General features: G+C 65.0%; 9 protein-coding genes. 6 read left to right on the top strand and 3 right to left on the bottom strand.

The window, feature by feature from the left end; translation table 11 throughout:
• Nucleotides 1-121 precede the first annotated feature (121 nt).
• The 6 genes from HWN72_RS26250 to HWN72_RS26225 all read left to right on the top strand — a co-directional run bounded on the left by HWN72_RS26250 (nucleotide 122) and on the right by HWN72_RS26225 (nucleotide 10,906).
• Nucleotides 122-2,848 carry a TonB-dependent receptor gene (locus HWN72_RS26250; RefSeq protein ID WP_211151771.1) on the top strand — a complete coding sequence of 909 codons (2,727 nt, stop codon included), beginning with the start codon at nucleotides 122-124 and terminating at the stop codon, nucleotides 2,846-2,848.
• A gap of 256 nt (nucleotides 2,849-3,104) precedes the next feature.
• The gene (locus HWN72_RS26245; RefSeq protein WP_211151770.1) at nucleotides 3,105-3,401 is read left to right on the top strand and encodes a hypothetical protein; all 297 of its coding nucleotides are present in this window, start codon (nucleotides 3,105-3,107) and stop codon (nucleotides 3,399-3,401) included.
• Nucleotides 3,402-3,490: 89 nt separating this feature from the next.
• Nucleotides 3,491-4,420: a dihydrodipicolinate synthase family protein gene (locus tag HWN72_RS26240; protein WP_211151769.1), complete on the top strand. Its 930-nt coding sequence runs from the start codon at nucleotides 3,491-3,493 to the stop codon at nucleotides 4,418-4,420.
• A gap of 10 nt (nucleotides 4,421-4,430) precedes the next feature.
• On the top strand, nucleotides 4,431-5,429 hold the full coding sequence (locus HWN72_RS26235) for a 4-hydroxyproline epimerase (protein ID WP_211151768.1): 999 nt from the start codon (nucleotides 4,431-4,433) through the stop codon (nucleotides 5,427-5,429).
• A gap of 71 nt (nucleotides 5,430-5,500) precedes the next feature.
• Nucleotides 5,501-7,762, top strand: a complete 2,262-nt coding sequence (locus HWN72_RS26230) for a S9 family peptidase (protein ID WP_211151767.1) — start codon at nucleotides 5,501-5,503, stop codon at nucleotides 7,760-7,762.
• A 42-nt stretch (nucleotides 7,763-7,804) separates the two neighbouring features.
• Nucleotides 7,805-10,906: a glycoside hydrolase family 2 TIM barrel-domain containing protein gene (locus tag HWN72_RS26225; protein ID WP_248006357.1), complete on the top strand. Its 3,102-nt coding sequence runs from the start codon at nucleotides 7,805-7,807 to the stop codon at nucleotides 10,904-10,906.
• Between the two features lie 96 nt (nucleotides 10,907-11,002).
• On the opposite strand, the gene HWN72_RS26220 is transcribed toward HWN72_RS26225, so the two are convergent.
• The 3 genes from HWN72_RS26220 to HWN72_RS26210 all read right to left on the bottom strand — a co-directional run bounded on the left by HWN72_RS26220 (nucleotide 11,003) and on the right by HWN72_RS26210 (nucleotide 17,072).
• Nucleotides 11,003-13,927 (bottom strand): TonB-dependent receptor, encoded by a 2,925-nt coding sequence (locus HWN72_RS26220; protein WP_211151766.1) that lies wholly within the window; start codon nucleotides 13,925-13,927, stop codon nucleotides 11,003-11,005.
• Nucleotides 13,928-14,074: 147 nt separating this feature from the next.
• Nucleotides 14,075-15,601: a glycoside hydrolase family 27 protein gene (locus HWN72_RS26215; RefSeq protein ID WP_211151765.1), complete on the bottom strand. Its 1,527-nt coding sequence runs from the start codon at nucleotides 15,599-15,601 to the stop codon at nucleotides 14,075-14,077.
• A gap of 49 nt (nucleotides 15,602-15,650) precedes the next feature.
• The gene (locus HWN72_RS26210; RefSeq protein ID WP_211151764.1) at nucleotides 15,651-17,072 is read right to left on the bottom strand and encodes an amino acid permease; all 1,422 of its coding nucleotides are present in this window, start codon (nucleotides 17,070-17,072) and stop codon (nucleotides 15,651-15,653) included.
• Nucleotides 17,073-17,078 lie beyond the last annotated feature (6 nt).

The raw sequence follows: 17,078 nt of genomic DNA, 5'->3' as shown, positions 1-17,078 counted from the left end.
CGACTAAAAATTCATCAACCCGCAACAATCAGCTTGACTCGATTCAGATACCATAAGAAGTATACGATATAAGTTAAGGCGTCATTCCAAGGCGCCAGACATTTCAAACAGGGGGTTTGTCATGAGATTTCACGAAGCTTTGAAGTTCTCCACGGCGCTGTCGTCAGCCATGCTCGTGCTGGTGGGTGCGCCCGCCATTGCTCAGACAACAGATGCCGCAATTTCCGAAGGTGATGCGCCCAAGGCCGACATCGTCGTGACCGGCGTGCGCGGCAGCGTAGAGGCCGCGACCACCAACAAGAAGAACTCCAAGCAGATCGTAGATTCCGTCGTCGCCGAAGACGTCGGCAAGCTGCCTGACAACAACGTTCCCGAAGCGCTTGCGCGCGTTACCGGCGTCCAGATCGACCGTGCGCGCGGCCAGGGGCAGAGCGTCGTCATTCGCGGTCTGTCCGGCGCGCAGACGACCGTGAATGGCAACAACACCAACCTTGGCGACGGCCGCTCGCTCAACCTCTCCGACATTCCCGCCGAACTGCTCAAGCAGGTGGACGTCTACAAGACCCGCTCGGCGGATCAGGTCGAAGGCAGCATCGCCGGCGCCGTCAACGTCGAACTGCGCCGCCCGTTCGACATGAAGAAGGGCCTGACCGTCGCGGGCAGCATCCGCGGGTCCTACGATGATATCTCCAAGAAGGTCAGCCCTTACGGCAGCCTGCTGCTCGCCGACCGGTTCGAAACCGGCATCGGGGAAATCGGCGTTCTCGTGAACGCATCGATGACCAAGACCAACTACCGCGAGAACTTCATCGAGAGCGAATCGCCGTTCAAGGTCGCGACGACCGACGGCACTATCGTCATCCCCTACCGCGCCCAGTACGGCATCGAGCAGGGCAGCGTGAAGCGCCCGTCGATCAACGGCGTGCTGCAGTGGCGCGCCAGCGACAAGCTCGATTTCGTGATCGAGGGCAGCTACCTGGGGTCGCGTGAAAAGCGGTCGGTCGAACGCCTTTACGTGCAGGACATGCAGGTCGGCACGTACAGCGACCTCGTGCTGATGCCGGACGGCAAGACGGTGAAGTCGGTTACGCTCACCAATCCGAACGGTCTCGCGGCGGGCATCGACAGCCTGTACAACACGATCCACTCGAACCTCTACACGACCAATTTCGAGGCGCACTGGCGCTCCGATCGGGTGCAGATCAACAGCAGCGTTCAGTACAACTGGTCGAACGAGGGCAACTACTTCGTCGAATCGATCATCAAGCCGGGTGTGATCCACTCCGCCAGCGTCGATTTCGCGTCGAACCTTTACAGCAAGGGCGTGCCGTCGATCACCTTCAACGGTGTCGATCTCAACGACCTGTCGGCGTACGGCGTCGAGCGCTTCCAGGACAACCGTGGCGGCTCCAGGAACAAGGAGTTCGCCGCACAGACCGACCTGACGTTGACCGTCAGCGAGACCGGCTTCCTACGCAACCTGCAGGTCGGCGGCCGTTTCAACCAGCGCCGGACGAGCCGCTACTACGGCTACCGTGACGGCTTCCCGCGCGTAAACGGCGCCTATGCGCCGCTCAGCATGTTCCCCGGCTACGACGATGCGTCGATGGTCGGTCCCGACATCGGCGGTGCGACGACGCAGTGGTATCGTATCCCGGGCGCGGCGGTGCTCGCCAACATCGATGCCTACCGCGAACTGATCCAGCAGACAGACCCGGCGAACGCGACGCGTTTCTCCAGTATCTATCCGCCGAGCGACCAGGGGCAGACGTTCCGCTCCAACGAGAAGAACTTCGCCGCCTACGCCCAGATCAACTATGCGTTCGACATCGGAACCATCCCCGTCGATGGTCTTGCCGGCGTGCGCTACACCAACACCTGGGGTACTTCGCAGAGCTTCAACTACCGTCCCGGCAACGCGGCCAACGGCAATCAGGAGATCGTCGAGGAATCGCCGGGTTCGGGCAACTACTTCGACATCCTGCCGACCGTTTCGGCCGTGGTCCACTTCACGCCCAAGGCCCAGCTGCGCCTGTCGTACTCGACGAACGTGCAGCGCCCCGGCTTTTACGACATGCGCCCGTTCTACTCGCTCAACACGTCGTCGAACCCGCCGATCGTCTATGCGGGCAACCCCAAGCTCAAGGCCCAGCGCGAGCAGGCCTTCGACGTCAGCGCCGAGTACTACTTCGGCCGTGGCGGCCAGATCTCGCTGGCGGGCTACTACAAGAAGGCGACGGGCTTCCTGCTCTACAGCCGCGAGCAGGCATCGCGTGACGAGATGCTCTCCTACGGCATCAACCTCGACGATTACGCAGGCGCCTCGTTCGGCTACGTCGAGCAGCTGCGCAACGTCGGCGACGGCACTTTCGCAGGGCTGGAGGGCACGTTCCAGACCTTCTTCGACTTCGCGCCTGGCATCCTGCGCAACTTCGGCGTCAGCCTCAACGCCTCGCACATGATGAAGGCGCGGGTCGAATATGCTGCGGAGGAAAGCTTCCCCGGCGAGTTCGATTCCCCCAACACCTCGAAGTGGACCGCCAACGCCGCGCTGTTCTACGACACGCCCAGCTTCAGCGCCCGCGTCGCGTTCAATTATCGTTCGTCCTATCGTCTGGGTGTCTGGCTGGACAATGGCGACGCCACTTATTCGCCCTATAACGGCAGCACCTCCAAGCTCGATGCGGCGGTGAACTATACGCCGGTGCCGTTTATGACGCTCTCGGTCGAGGCGTCGAACATCCTGGGCAACGACGTGTTCCGCTATCACGGCAGCCAGGAACTGCTCCCGCTGGGCGTGCGTACTCTTGCGCGCACCGTGCAGGGCAGCATGCGCTTCCGCTTCTGATGACCCTCATGGCGCAAGACCTGTCCCTCACGCCATGACCCGAGAGCGACCGCGCCATTCCCATGGCGCGGTCGTTTTCAATTCTGCCTTCCCGTTATGCATTTCCGAAAGGATCACCGTGAAGAGACTGGCAAGTTCGCTCGCAATGGCCGGTGCTGTCGCTGTGCTGTTTGCGTTGACCTCGGGGGCTGCCGCGTCGGGTCGTGCAGCGCGAAAGCCTGAGAGGGCATCGCAATCCGCGCCGCGGCGGCCATGTGTGCTGCGTTCGAACTTGGCCGGCCCGACTGTACGTGATGATGGGCGAGTGTACTTTCGAGGGCAGCCCGATCCTCGTCGTTCCTACATCGCCGTTTTCAAGGGCGATGCCTGCCGCAAGCTGAATCCACTCGCGAGCCTGAGCGTTGAGCCAGGCGGCGATCTGGTTTGCGAAGGCGATCGGATTCGAGCAGTCATCAGCGCTTCGCAGATTCCGGGCCCCGCCTGCATCATCGATCATCTTGCCCCGTTCTCGGGCGATATCGACGATCCGGTGCCGGAAAATCTGCAGGAGTAATCTGCGTGCAGATGCGAAAAGGCCATTGCTCCGCCAGAAATAATATCGTATACGATATTTCAAGTTAACGCATAGCAGGACGAACATACATGGCAATCGGTTGGAAGGGTGTTTTCCCGGCAGTTACCACGCAGCTTCGCGCGGACCTGTCGATCGATCTGGCGGACACCCAGCGCGTCGTCGACGATCTCATCCGTGACGGTGTCACGGGCGTGATCGCGCTCGGCACCGTGGGTGAGAACAACTCGCTGGAATTCGAGGAAAAGGTCCAGGTTCTCTCGGCGATCGTCGAAGTCGTCGACGGGCGCGTGCCGGTCATCACCGGCTGCTCGGAATACGACACCCGCCGCGCGGCGCGTTATGCGCAGGCGGCCGAGAAGGTGGGCGCAGGCGGCCTGATGCTGCTGCCGCCGATGGTCTACGTGCCCAAGGCGCATGAACTGGTGAACCACTTCAAGGGCGTGGCGGACAGCACTGCGCTGCCGATCATGCTCTACAACAACCCGCCCGCTTACCGCACCGTCATCGACAAGGACGTGCTGGCGGCGCTGGTCGATGTGAAGAACATTGTCGCGGTCAAGGAATCCGCGCCCGACACCCGCCGCTTCACCGACTTCAAGAACGAGTTCGGCGATCGCTACGTCCTCTTCGCAGGGCTCGACGACGTGGCGCTGGAAGGGCTCTACCTCGGCGCGCAGGGCTGGGTCTCGGGCCTGACCAACGCCTTCCCGAAGGAATCGGTTGAGCTGGTCAACGCCTTCGAACGCGGCGACCATGCCAAGGCGCTCGAAATCTACCGCTGGTTCATGCCGCTCCTCCACCTTGACGCCGAACATGACCTCGTCCAGTCGATCAAGCTGGCCGAGGAAGTCATGGGTCGTGGTTCGGAACGCGTGCTGCCTCCGCGCTACGTGCTCGAGGGCGAGCGCCGCGCCGAAGTGATCGCGATGGTCGAGAAGGCCGCTGCGACCCGTCCGGACCTCACCCCCTCGGCGCCCGCCGCTCTGACGGCAGCCTGAAGGAGCATCGATGCGGCATACTTTCTTCTGCATCGACGGTCATACGGCAGGTAACCCCGTCCGCCTCGTGGCGGGCGGGGCGCCGCTGTTGAAGGGCGCCTCGATGTCCGAGCGGCGGCAGGATTTCCTGGCGCGTTTCGACTGGATCCGGACCGGCCTGTGCTTCGAGCCGCGCGGTCATGACATGATGTCGGGTGGGTTCCTCTATCCGCCGGTCGACCCCGCGAACGACATCGGTATCCTGTTCATCGAGACCAGCGGCTGCCTGCCGATGTGCGGCCACGGCACCATCGGCATCGTCACCTTCGGTCTCGAACATGGCCTGATCCAGCCTGCGGTGCCTGGCCGCCTGAAGGTGGAAGTGCCCGCCGGCACCATCGAGATCGCTTACGAAGTGGAAGGCGCAAAGGTCACTTCGGTGCGGATCACCAATGTCCCCGCCTATGTCGCCGCGCGCGGCATCGAAGTGGACGTGGAGGGCATTGGCCCGCTCTCCATCGACGTCTCCTATGGCGGCAACTACTACGCCATCGTCGAGCCGCAGGGCGCGTACACCGGCCTCGACGATCTGGGCGCGGCGCGTATCGTCGAACTCAGCGACCGCGTGCGCGAAGCGGTGCGTGCGAAGTTCGAGCCGGTCCATCCGCTCGACCCCACCATTCGCGGGGTCAGCCATGTCCTCTGGGCCGACAAGCCGAAGCATGACGGCGCGGACGGACGCAATGCGGTGTTCTACGGCGACAAGGCGATCGACCGCAGCCCCTGCGGCACCGGCACGTCGGCGCGGCTTGCGCATCTGGCGGGCAAGGGCGCGCTTTCGGTTGGCGACAGCTTCGTCCACGAAAGCTACATCTGCAGTCGCTTCATCGGCCGCGTGGAGCAGGCGGTGACGCTGGGCGATGAGCCTGCGATCATCCCCTCGATCGAGGGTTCGGCGGTGGCGACCGGCTTCAACACCATCTGGATCGACCGCGAAGACCCGTTCTGGGCGGGCTTCCAGGTCAAGTAACCCCCCCCCCCGACCGCCGGGCCGCGCACATGTGCGGCCCGGCGGCACTGTCTTCGTCGAAGAGGTCTGCCATGTCCCGCGCGCTACGCCGCCTGTCCCTGTCCGGCGTCCTTGCGGGCGTATTGCTTTGCACTCCGGCGCTCGCGGCGCCCACTCGCGAGCAGATCGATCGCTCGGTTGCGCTGCGCGAGGACTGGCAATACCTCACGCGCGAAATCGCCTGGCCTGCGCACTGGACGCCGGATTCCACCGCGTTCACGTATCGCAAGACCGTGGAGGGCGGGTTCGCGTTCGAGACGGTCGATGCCGCGACGCTGAAGAAGTCCCTCGCCTTCGATCACGAACGGCTCGCACGCGAACTGACGCGGGCGCTCGGCCGTCCGGTGCAGCCGCTGCGCCTGCCCTTCGCCGAGTTCGATTATGCCGGTGACCCGCAGGTCATCACCTTCTGGCTGGATGAGGAGGGCTGGCGCTGCACATTGGCGGACTACCGCTGCGAGGCACAGGTCAATGCCGGTCGCCCGCGCGGGTTCGGCGTGGTGCGCGACTTGTCGGTCCCGGCGGACAACCATCCGCGCCTGTCGCCCGATGGCAGCCGCGAGGCGTTCGTGGAGGGCGACAACCTCGTGGTGCGCCGCAAGGGCGGCGATCTCGTAAAGCTCAGCACGGACGGTTCGGCGGGAGACTTCTACGACCCCGAGACGATCGCGTGGTCGCCGGACAGTCGCCATCTGATGATCTACCGCGTGCGGCCGGGCTACGCGCGCCATGTGCTGCGGGTGGAAGCGGCGCCGCAAGGACAATTGCAGCCGGTGCTGCGCAGCCAGCTCTATCCCAAGCCCGGCGATGCGGTGGATATCGAGCAGCCGGTGCTGTTCGACGTCGAGAGCGGGCGGCAGACGGTGATCGATCCCGCGCTGTTTCCCAATGCCTATGAACTCTCCGCGCCGCGCTGGCGCCCGGATGGCCAAAGCGTCGCTTTCGATTACGTGCGGCGCGGTTTCGGGCAGGCGCGGATCGTCGCGGTGGATGCCGCCACCGGCAAGGCTCACGCGGCCGTCACCGAGGATGCGCGCACGTTCGTCTATGCCGATCGCCGCTTCGCCTCGGAACTAGGCAAGGCGGGCAACGAGATCGTCTGGGCATCCGAACGCGACGGCTGGAATCACCTCTATCTGATCGACGGGCGCACGGGCCGCGTGAAGAACCGCATCACCAAAGGCGACTGGGTGGTGCGTGATGTCGTCAGGATCGACGAGGACAAGCGCCAGATCTGGTTCGCCGCCAGCGGTATGAACGCAGGCGAGGATCCGTACTTCCGGCACTACTATCGCGTCGATTTCGACGGGCGCAACCTTGTCCCACTGACACCGGAGGGGGCCGACCATGTCGCCAGTCTCTCGCCGGACGGGCGGTTCCTGGTCGATACCTATTCGCGGGTGGACCTGCCGACCGTCAGCGTCCTGCGCCGCGCGGCTGACGGCGCGCCGGTCTCGACCGTGACCAAGGGCGATATCACGCGCCTTGCCGCTGCGGGCTTTCGTGCGCCTGAAGTGTTCAGCGCGAAGGGGCGTGACGGCAAGACCGATATCTGGGGCCTCGTCGTGCGTCCGCGCGACTATGACCCGGCGAAGAAGTATCCGGTGATCGAGAACATCTACGCTGGTCCGCACGACAGCTTCGTGCCCAAGCATTTCTGGCCTTTCGGCTACCATTCGGGCGGCGACAAGGTGATCGGCATGCAGGCGCTGGCCGACCTCGGCTTCATCGTCGTGCAGATCGACGGGATGGGCACGGCCAATCGTTCCAAGGCGTTCCAGGACGTGGCGTGGAAGAACCTGCAGGATTCCGGCTTCCCCGATCGCATCGCCTGGCACAAGGCCATGGCCGCGCGCGATCCGGCGTACGACATAAGCCGCGTCGGCATCTACGGCGCCTCGGCGGGCGGGCAGAGCACGCTGAACGCGCTGCTGTTCCACGGCGATTTCTACAAGGCGGGGGTCGCCATGGCGGGCTGCTACGACAACCGCATGGACAAGATCAGCTGGAACGAACAGTGGCTCGGCTGGCCGGTCGATGCCAGCTACGCCGCCGCATCGGGCGTCGATCACGCCGCGAACCTCAAGGGTAAGCTGTTCATGATCGTCGGCGAGCAGGACAGCAACGTCGACCCTGCATCGACCATGCAGGTGGTCGATGCGCTCATCAAGGCGGACAAGGACTTCGATCTGCTGGTCATCCCGGGCGGCGAGCACAGCGTCGGCCGCTCCAGCGGGCCGATCGACTATGTGACGCGCCGCCAGTTCGATTTCTTCGTGCACGCCCTTCAGTAAGGCGCGCCACGCCCCCCGCGAACGATACGAGAGGATACCGACATGCGCTCCGTCCACACCAGCATGGCGGCGCTTGCCGCATGCCTCCTTGCCAGTCCCGCCCTTGCAGACGCACCTGCGGCGGAGTGGGAGCAGCCTGAAATCGTCCGGCAGGGCGCGGAGCCGATGCACACCACCTTCGACGGCTTCGAAAGCCGCGCGGGTGCGCTTTCGCGCGACGTGGGCAGATCGCGCTATCACCTCTCGCTCGACGGGGACTGGAAGTTCCAGCTTTCCGCCACGCCCGAGACCCGCCCGGCGGACTTCTTCCGGCCCGATTTCGATGTGAGCGGATGGGGCACCATGAAAGTCCCCGGCATCCTCCAGGCCGAGGGGCATGGTCGCCCGGTCTTCGTGGGCAGCGGCTATCCGTTCCCGCGCAATCAGCCGAAGATCGAGCATAGCGTCAACGAAGTCGTTTCCTACCGGCGGGACTTCACCGTGCCGCCACACTTCGCCGGGCGACGCCTGCTGCTGACGATCGGCGCGGCGGGCGCGGCGTATTACGTTTGGGTCAACGGGCAGCGGGTGGGCTACTCCGAGGATTCCAAGCTCCCGGCCGAGTTCGACGTCACGGCCTACGCGCATGCGGGCAGCAATACCGTGGCGATCGAACTCTACCGCTTCGCTGACGGCAGCTACCTTGAAGATCAGGACTTCTGGCGCGTCAACGGGATCGAGCGCAGCGTCACGCTCTATGCCGCGCCGCCGACGCATATCCGCGATCTCGTCGTCGATGCCGGGCTTGAGAACGGCTACCGCGACGGCAGCCTCAGCGTGAAGGTCGATCTGGGCGGCAAGCCTGCCGCCATGCGCGTGCGCATGGCGGTGCTGGACGGCAAGCGGCAGGTGCTGACGCGCGAAATGGCCGGGCAGGGCACGCTGTCCCTTGCCGCCACGCTGTCCGGCGTGCGGACATGGACGGCGGAAGCGCCCAACCTTTACACGCTGCTGGTCGAACTGCTGGACGGGCAGGGCAGGCTGGTGGAAGCGACCAGCCGCCGCATCGGGTTTCGCACGGTGGAAGTCGCCGGGGGCGAAGTGCGCGTCAACGGCAGGCGCATCATGATCCGCGGCGTCAACCGGCACGAGCACGACCCGCACACTTTCCGCATCGTTTCCGAAGCGACGATGCGCCGCGACATCGAACTGATGAAGGCCGCCAACGTCAACGCCGTGCGCACCAGTCACTATGCCAACGATCCGCGCTGGTACGACCTCGCCGACGAATACGGCCTCTACGTGATGGACGAGGCGAACATCGAAAGCCACGGCTACCTCTCGCTGTCGCAGGAGCATGGCAACGATCCGTCGTACCTCCTCGGCAACGACCCGAAGTGGCGCATCGCCCATCTCGACCGTGTCAGCCGCATGGTGGAGCGGGACCGCAACCATCCCTCGATCATATTCTGGTCGCTCGGCAACGAGACGGGTATCGGCGACAGCTTCGAGGCGGCGGCGAAGTGGGTGAAGGCGAGCGATCCGACCCGCCTTGTCAGCTTCCTCGGCTGGAGCATGAGCAACTGGCGCCACCCGACCAACGCCTACGTCGATATCTTCGCGCCGATGTACGATGACGTGCCCAAGATGCTGGACTACGCCGCCGACCCCGCCTTCGTCCAGCCGCTGATCCTGTGCGAGTACGCGCACGCGATGGGCAACAGCCTTGGCGATCTGGCGGGGTACTGGGCGGCGATGCGCAGCCATCCCAAGCTGCAGGGCGGCTTCGTATGGGACTGGGTGGACCAGACCATGCTGCTGAAGGACGCCGAAGGGCGGGACTACTGGGCGCAAGGAGTGGACTTCGATCCGGACCCCGCCGCGTCCGGCGTCCATGGGGATGACAGTCCGGTCGGCGACGGCGTGATCCGGTCCGACCGCACGCCCGATCCTGAATACTACGAACTGGCGCACGTACAGTCGCCGGTGGCGTTCATGCAGGACGCGGGCGGTTACCGCGTGGTCAATCGTCACGATCATATCGACCTTTCCGGCTTCACGCTGGACTGGGCAGTGACCGAAGACGGCGTGGAGACCGCGCGCGGCACCTTGCCCGTGCCTGCGGTTGCGGCAGGCGGCAGCGCACCGCTTGCGGTCCCTGTCCCGGCGGCGACGGGAGCCTCGGCCGAGCGCCTGTTGACTCTGCGTGCCAGGGCGAAGGCGGGCACGGTGCCGACGCAGCCTGCAGGGCACGTCGTCGGTTGGGAGCAGTTTGTGCTGTCACCGGGCCCCTCGGTGGATGTTCCGGCTGGCGCTGTTGTGCCGCAGGAGGACGACGGTGCTTTGCGCCTCACCGCAGGCGATGCGGTGCTGGAGATCGACCGCGCCACCGGCCTCGTGCGGCGCTACGCAAGGGGCGGCACGGTCCTGCTGACCGGCGGCGCGCCCAACTTCTGGCGCGCGCCGACCGACAACGACGTCGGTGCGGCCGTGCCCAAATCCCATGCGATGTGGCAGCATTTCTCGCGGAACCGCCGGGTGGAATCGGTCACGCGGGACGGCGACGCAATCGTCGTGCGGCATGACATGGGCGTGGGCTCGGTGAAGATGGAGACCCGCTGGACGATGGCGGCGGACGGCACCGTCGGCGTCACCGCGCGGTTCGAACCGGTGCGCGATACGCTGCCCGATCCTCTACGCCTTGGCCTTGCCTTCGAGATGCCGCCGGTGCTCGACACCGTGCGCTGGTACGGGCGCGGGCCTCAGGAGACGTATGCGGACCGCAAGAGCGGCGGCATGATCGCGCGCTGGGGCGGCAGGCTGGCGGACCAGTACCACGGCTATGCCCGCCCGCAGGAGAGCGGCAACAAGACCGACGTGCGCTGGATCGAATTGGCCGGCGGACATACCGGCCTGCGCGTCACGGGCGAGCAGCCGCTTTCGGTCAACGCGCTGGCGTTTCCTTACGCGGACCTCGATCTGAAAGCCCCCGGCAAGGCGCATAGCTCGGACATTCGCCCGCATGGCAACGGCACGCTGCTGATCGATGCCGCGCAGGCCGGGGTCGGCGGCGATACCGGCTGGAGCCTCGATGGCCGTGCGCACATGCCCTACCGCATCGCGTTGCAGCCGGTGACCTGGTCGTTCACCATCGGCAGGCCCTGAACAAAAAAGACCCGCCCGGCTCCTTGGAACCGGGCGGGTCACTCCGCGGGCGACGGCGCTCGATGGGTGAGGGTAGGCCGCCGCCCGTCTTTCGGATCAGAAGTTGACCGTGGCCCCCACGAAGATCGTGCGGCCCAGCGCGTCGTAGACGCCCGGATACGTATTGCCGTTGCCGAACAGCTGGAGCAGCCCGGCCGAGAGTGCCGGCGGATCCTTGTCGAACAGGTTGTTCACGCCCGCGCGCAGGGTGAGCCGCTTGTCGATCGTCTGGGTCAACGACAGGTCGATGTAGTTGTAGGGCTTGATCTTGCTGTTCACGACCGTCTGCGGCGCGCTCAGCAGCGGGTTGTCGGTCAGGCTCGACAGCGTGGTGCCGCCGATGTGGCGCCACGACAGCGAGACCACGGTGTCGCCCGGAGCCATCCAGGTGAACCGCGCGACATGACGCCATTCGGGGGAAGGCTGGCCGCAGGTATAGCCGAACAGGCCCTTGCAGTCGTAGGAACCCAGGCCCGGAACCGGCTGCGACACCTGGTTGATGAGGTAGGTGCCGACCACGCCCACGTTGATGCGTCCGGCATTGCCGATGTCGAACGTGTAGTCGGCGTTGATGTCGATGCCGGAGGTCTTGAGATAGCCGGTGTTCATCGTCGTGGAGACGATGTAGCCCGCGTTCTGGCCGAACAGCGCGCCCGAGCGCGAGTCACGTTTGAACAGCCCGCAGAAATACGGATCGCCGGTTTCCGCGCACTGCCCGATGATGAGCGAAGGCGCGATCGAGCCGATGTAGTCTTTCACCTTGATGTTGTAGTAGTCGATCGACAGCGAGAAATTGCGCAGGAACTTCGGTGTGATGACGACGCCTGCGGTGTAGGTGTCGGCGGTCTCGGGCTTGAGCGCCAGATTGCCGCCACCGAGCGCCGAACAGGTCGCTGCCGGGCATTCGACGATACGGCCGTACTGCGCCGCCGTCACCCCGGTAAGCTGGCAGATTTCCAGCGACGCGCTGGGGTTGGCGCCCGCACAGGGATCCTGCGCCGCGACGTTGCCGACCGACTGGGATGCGAACAGCTCGCCCACGTTGGGCGCACGGATGGCACGGTTATGGCTGGCGCGGATACGCAGATCGTCGATCGGCTGCCAGCTCAGTTCGCCCTTGTAGGTCCAGACATTGTAGCTCGAACCGTAGCCGGTCGAGTTCTGCTTGTTGTCGTAGGACGAATAGCGCAGGCCGCCGTTGATCGTCAGCGAGCGGAAGAACGGCTTGTCCTCGATCAGCGGCACTTCGATTTCGCCGTAGAACTCGGTCACGCTGATGATGCCGTCGGAATTGACGGTGCCGTTCTGCTGCGCGACTTCGTCGGCGGTGAAGTTCAGCGTCTCGCGGCGGCGCTCGGCGCCCAGCGCAATGGCGACGCCCTTGGTGGCCCAGGGCAGAGTGACGCCCATCTGGCCGAGGTCGCCGCTCAGCGTACCGGAGAAGACGCTCAGCGAGTTGCGCGAGGCGGTGTTGCTTTCGCCGAACAGGTAAGCGGCCTGCTCCGCCGTCACGCCGCCGGGCTGGAAGACGTTGACGGGAATGCAGTCGGGATCGGTTCCGTCGATCACCGAGCGGCAGGTTGGCACGCCGTTGACGCTGATCGCGTTGAGGGCGCGACCGGCCTTCACCTGGTTCACGTCGTTGAGGTACGTCTCCTTGTACTTGACCAGCGAGTACATGTAGTTGACGTCGTAGCTGAACCCGATGCCCAGGTCGCCGCGCAGGCCGGCGGTGTAGCGAAAGTCGTTGAAGCGTAAGTTGTCCCGGCGCGGGGCCACATCGGTGCGGTAGGCGACCAGCGCGTCCTCGGTGGTGTTGGTGCCCGCCGCGCTGCCGCAGATCGTCTGGAGCTGGCTGGCGCTGGCATAGGGGTTGTTGCAGGAAATCGGGAACGCGGTCCCCAGCCATATCGCGGAAGGCGCGACTTGCGAGAACGTCTGGTCGTGCATGTACATGAAGCTGCCGTAGAGTTCGGCCGCCTTGCTGAATTCGAAGTGTGCGAAGCCACCAGCGGTGATGCGCTCGTCGGAACGCTGGAAGTAGCTGTCGGGCGCGTAGTTGTAAGCGTAGGAGTTGTCGTAGGGCACCAGCGTGCCGTCGCCATTGCGGTTGTTGACCAGCGTCTGGCCCTGGAAGGCGCTCTTGTCCGACAAAGGAACGAAGGAGCCGAAGGGCGAGTTGCTCGAACCGCCACAGAACAGTTCGGTGCCGTTGTTCTGGTCCTGCAGCGCGCAAGAAGACACGTCGCGGGTGGACTGGCGCACCGGGCTGAAGCTGCGGTAGCCGCCGTAAACGGTGATGTTGCCGCGCCCGTCGGCGAAGTTCTTGCCCGCCGAAACGGTGATATCCTGCTTGCCGCCGTCGATCACCGAACTGGGCGCCAAGTCGTAGCCCTTGGTGCTGAGCAGGCTGCGCATGGCGGAATTGTTGTTGTTATGCTGCGCGAAGCCGGTCTGCATATCGACGCGGACGCCGTCGAGGTTCTTCTTCAGCACGAAGTTGACGACGCCCGAAAGCGCGTCCGAACCATAGACCGCAGAGGCGCCGCCCGACATCACGTCGACGCGCTCGACCAGGCTGCTGGGCAGGAAGCTGAGGTTGACCGCCTGCGAAGGCATCATGCGCTGGCCGTCGATCAATACCAGCACGCGGTTCGATCCAAGGTTGCGCAAGTTGATCTTGGAGGTGCCATCGGAACCGTTGGAGACGTTCTCGTTGGCGTCGGCGGTAAACTGCGGGAGGCGGTTGAGCACCTGCTCCACGGTGGTCGCGCCCTGGTAGCGGAATTCTTCGGAACCGACGATCGTCTGCGGGCTGTTGCTTTGCAGGTCGGCGCGCTTGATGCGGGTGCCGGTGACGACGATGTCGTTCGCGGGTGCGGCCTCCGCGCCGTCGGCAGGCAGGTCCTGCGCCTGCGCGGTGCCGGCGACAAGTGCCGCCAGCGCAACCGCGCAATAAAGTTTCCTGTGATGACCCCTCATGAATGTCACTCCCTTGTTGATGCCAGGAGGATGCGTCATCTAGTCGGACAAGTCAAATATAGTATACGAAATATCGTAGATTTGTGACGAGACGTGTGTGCCGCAGGATGCGCCGCGTCGAAAGAGGCTCCGACGCGGCGCCGGGGCTTATTTTCCCGAGAGGACGATTAGCGCCGCGCCGCGCGCCGGGATGGCGTATGCTGTCGCTGGTCGCGGCGAAGTCGCGCCCGACCATGCATCCTGCACTTGCGTGATTTCGCGTAATCCTGCGTCCTGGGCCGTGATGGCGAGCGAGACCGCAGCATCTCCGCGATTGAACAGCGCCAGCGCGACGCGCCCGTCGGCGAGCGGCTTGGCCCAGACCTCGGTCGCACCGTCCTTGCGCACGGCCTTGCCCTGTACGCCCCTGGCGTCCTGATCGATGGCGATGACGCGCCTGTTGGTGAGCATCGCCAGCGTTTCCGGCGAGGTTTCACGCAAGTCATGGCCCATCATCAACGGCGCGGCGGACATCGCCCACAGGGTCATGTGGGTGCGGTATTCGTCTGCGCTCATGCCGCCGTTGCCGACTTCGAGCATGTCCGGGTCGTTCCAGCCGTGCGGGCCGGCCCAGTCCGGATTGCCGTTCTTGTCGAAGCCGATCTTCGCCATCGTGGGGTAGTCGTCGGTGATGTCACCGGTCGTGCGCCACAGCTGGCCACCGACGTCCCGGCCCCAGCGGCCCACGTCGAAACGGCCGTATTCGCACAGGGAGAAGATGAAGTCGCGCCCCGTCGCCTGCAGCGCCGCGCCCATTTCATGGTAGCTGCGCTGGACGGTGTCGGCATCGGCATAGAACCATTCGCCGGAGCACAGATCGTACTTCAGGTAGTCGAAGCCCCATTCCGCATACGTCTTCGCATCCTGCTGGACGTGGCCGTAGCTGCCCTCGTACCCGGCGCAAGTGCGCGGCCCCTGCGAAGAATAGATGCCGATCTTGAGGCCCTTGGAATGGATGTAGTCGGTCAGCGCCTTCATGTCCGGGAACTTGGCGTTGGGCTGGAGCACGCCATTGGCGTCGCGCTTGCCCTGCCAGCCGTCGTCGATGTTGACGTAAGTATAGCCCGCGTCGCGCAGGCCAGTGGAGACCATAGCGTCGGCCATGGCGCGTACGGTCTTGTCGTCGATGTGTTCGGCGAACTTGTTCCAGCTGCTCCAGCCCATCGGCGGCGTGGCGGCGAGCGTTTTGGGGATCGGCGCGCCGAGCGCGGGCAGGGCGGTGAACCTGAAGGCGCGCGCCTTTGCGTCCTTCGCAGTGCCGGGGCGGCCGAAGCCGTCTACCTCGGATTCCCAGATCTGGCCCTTGAGGTGGGCTTTCCCGGCTTCGAGCGTGACGCTCCAGTCGCGGGTGGGATGCTCGCGATCGTTTATGTTGCGGGCAGTGAAGTGCAGCACGCCGTTCTCGACGTGCGGATCCTGCATCTCGACCGGGCCGTACCACTGGGTGGTGACGCTGCCGGTGATCTTCCCGCCCTTCGAGGCCACTTCCATCATCGTGACGCCGGGATTGGGCCTGAGGTTGGGTTGGCCTTCATCGAACAACCAGACGCCGTCATAGGCGCTCTTTGCAAGGGCGGGAGCGGCGGAAAGGCAGGTGCCGACAAGGGCTGCAGCGGCGAACAGGGCGCGCGACATCGCGATCTCCTTTGAAGGGAAGACTGGGAAACGAAAAGGGAAGGGGGCTTCAGGCTCCGGCGGCGGCCGCCTCGCGCCCGGCTTCGCTGCGCAAACGGCCGTAGAGCACGTAGACCACAAGGCCGATGACATTCCACGCACCGAAGCGGATCAGCGTACTGCTGGGCAGGCTGAACAGCAGGTAGGCGCAGCCCAGGATCGTAAGCGTGCCGACCAGCATCGGTTTGGGACAGCGGAACAGGCGGGGCAGGTCGGGGCGGCGACGGCGCAGGATCATCAGGCAGGCACCAACCGACATGAAGGCGATCAGGGTTCCCGCGTTGGCCAGTTCGGCGATCTCGTCGAGGCGGAAGATGCCCGCGACGACGGCGATCGAAATGCCGGTCATCAGCGTGATGCGCGTGGGAGCGCCGGTGCGCGGACTGACCTTGGCGAGCGCGCGGGGCAGCAGCCCGTCGCGGGCCATGACGAAGAACACCCGGCTCTGCCCGTACATCATGACGAGGATGACCGACGGCAGCGCCAGCACGGCGGCAAGGGCGATCAGATGCGCGGCAACCGGCTGGCCGAGACTGCGCAGCACGAGCGCCAGCGGCTCGGGCGAGTTGGCGAGCTGCTGGAACGGCAGGGCGCCGATCGCGGTGACGGCGACGGCCATGTAGATCAGCGTGCAGACGACCATCGAGCCGACGATGCCGATGGTGAGGTCACGCCCGGGATTCTTGGCTTCCTCGGCGGACGTGGCGACCGCGTCGAAGCCATAGAAGGCGAAGAAGACGATGGCGGCGGCGGCCATGACACCGCGCTTGTGGCCCTCGATCTCGGTGCTGGCGAAGCCGTAGGGCATGAACGGCTCAAGGTGGCCGGACTGGAACGCGGGCAGCGCCATGATGACGAACACCGACAGTGCGGCCAGCTTGATGATGACGAGCACGATGTTGAGCGTCGCGCTTTCACGGGTTCCCGCGATCAGCATGCCCATCACGCCCAGCGCCACGAGCACGGCGGGCAGGTTGACGATGCCGCCGCCGTGCGGCCCCACCAGCAGCATGTGCGGCAGGTGTATCCCGGCGGATTCTATCCAGCCGACCAGATAGCCCGACCAGCCCACCGCGACCGTCGAGCAGGCGAGCGAGTATTCGAGGATCAGGCTCCAGCCCACGATCCAGGCGATCGTCTCGCCCATCGCGGCGTAGCTGAAGGTATAGGCGCTGCCCGCTGCCGGGATCATGGTCGCCATTTCGGCATAGGCCAGCGCAGCGCAGGCGCAGACGGCCCCCGCGATTGCGAAGGCGAGGATCACTGCCGGGCCGGCACGCTCGGCACCGACGCCGGTGAGGGTGTAGATGCCCGTGCCGACGATCGCGCCGACGCCCAGTGCGATCAGGTGCGGCCAGCTCAGGGTTTTGGCCAGGGAATGCCCGGATTCGCGTTGCGACAGTCTTTCAATGGATTTTCGCGGTCCGAGCATAAGGTC

Origin of the sequence: Novosphingobium sp. HR1a (assembly GCF_015594425.1) — a bacterium.
In the GTDB taxonomy this organism is placed as follows: domain Bacteria; phylum Pseudomonadota; class Alphaproteobacteria; order Sphingomonadales; family Sphingomonadaceae; genus Novosphingobium; species Novosphingobium resinovorum_A.
This window is presented reverse-complemented; position numbering and strand designations above follow the sequence as displayed.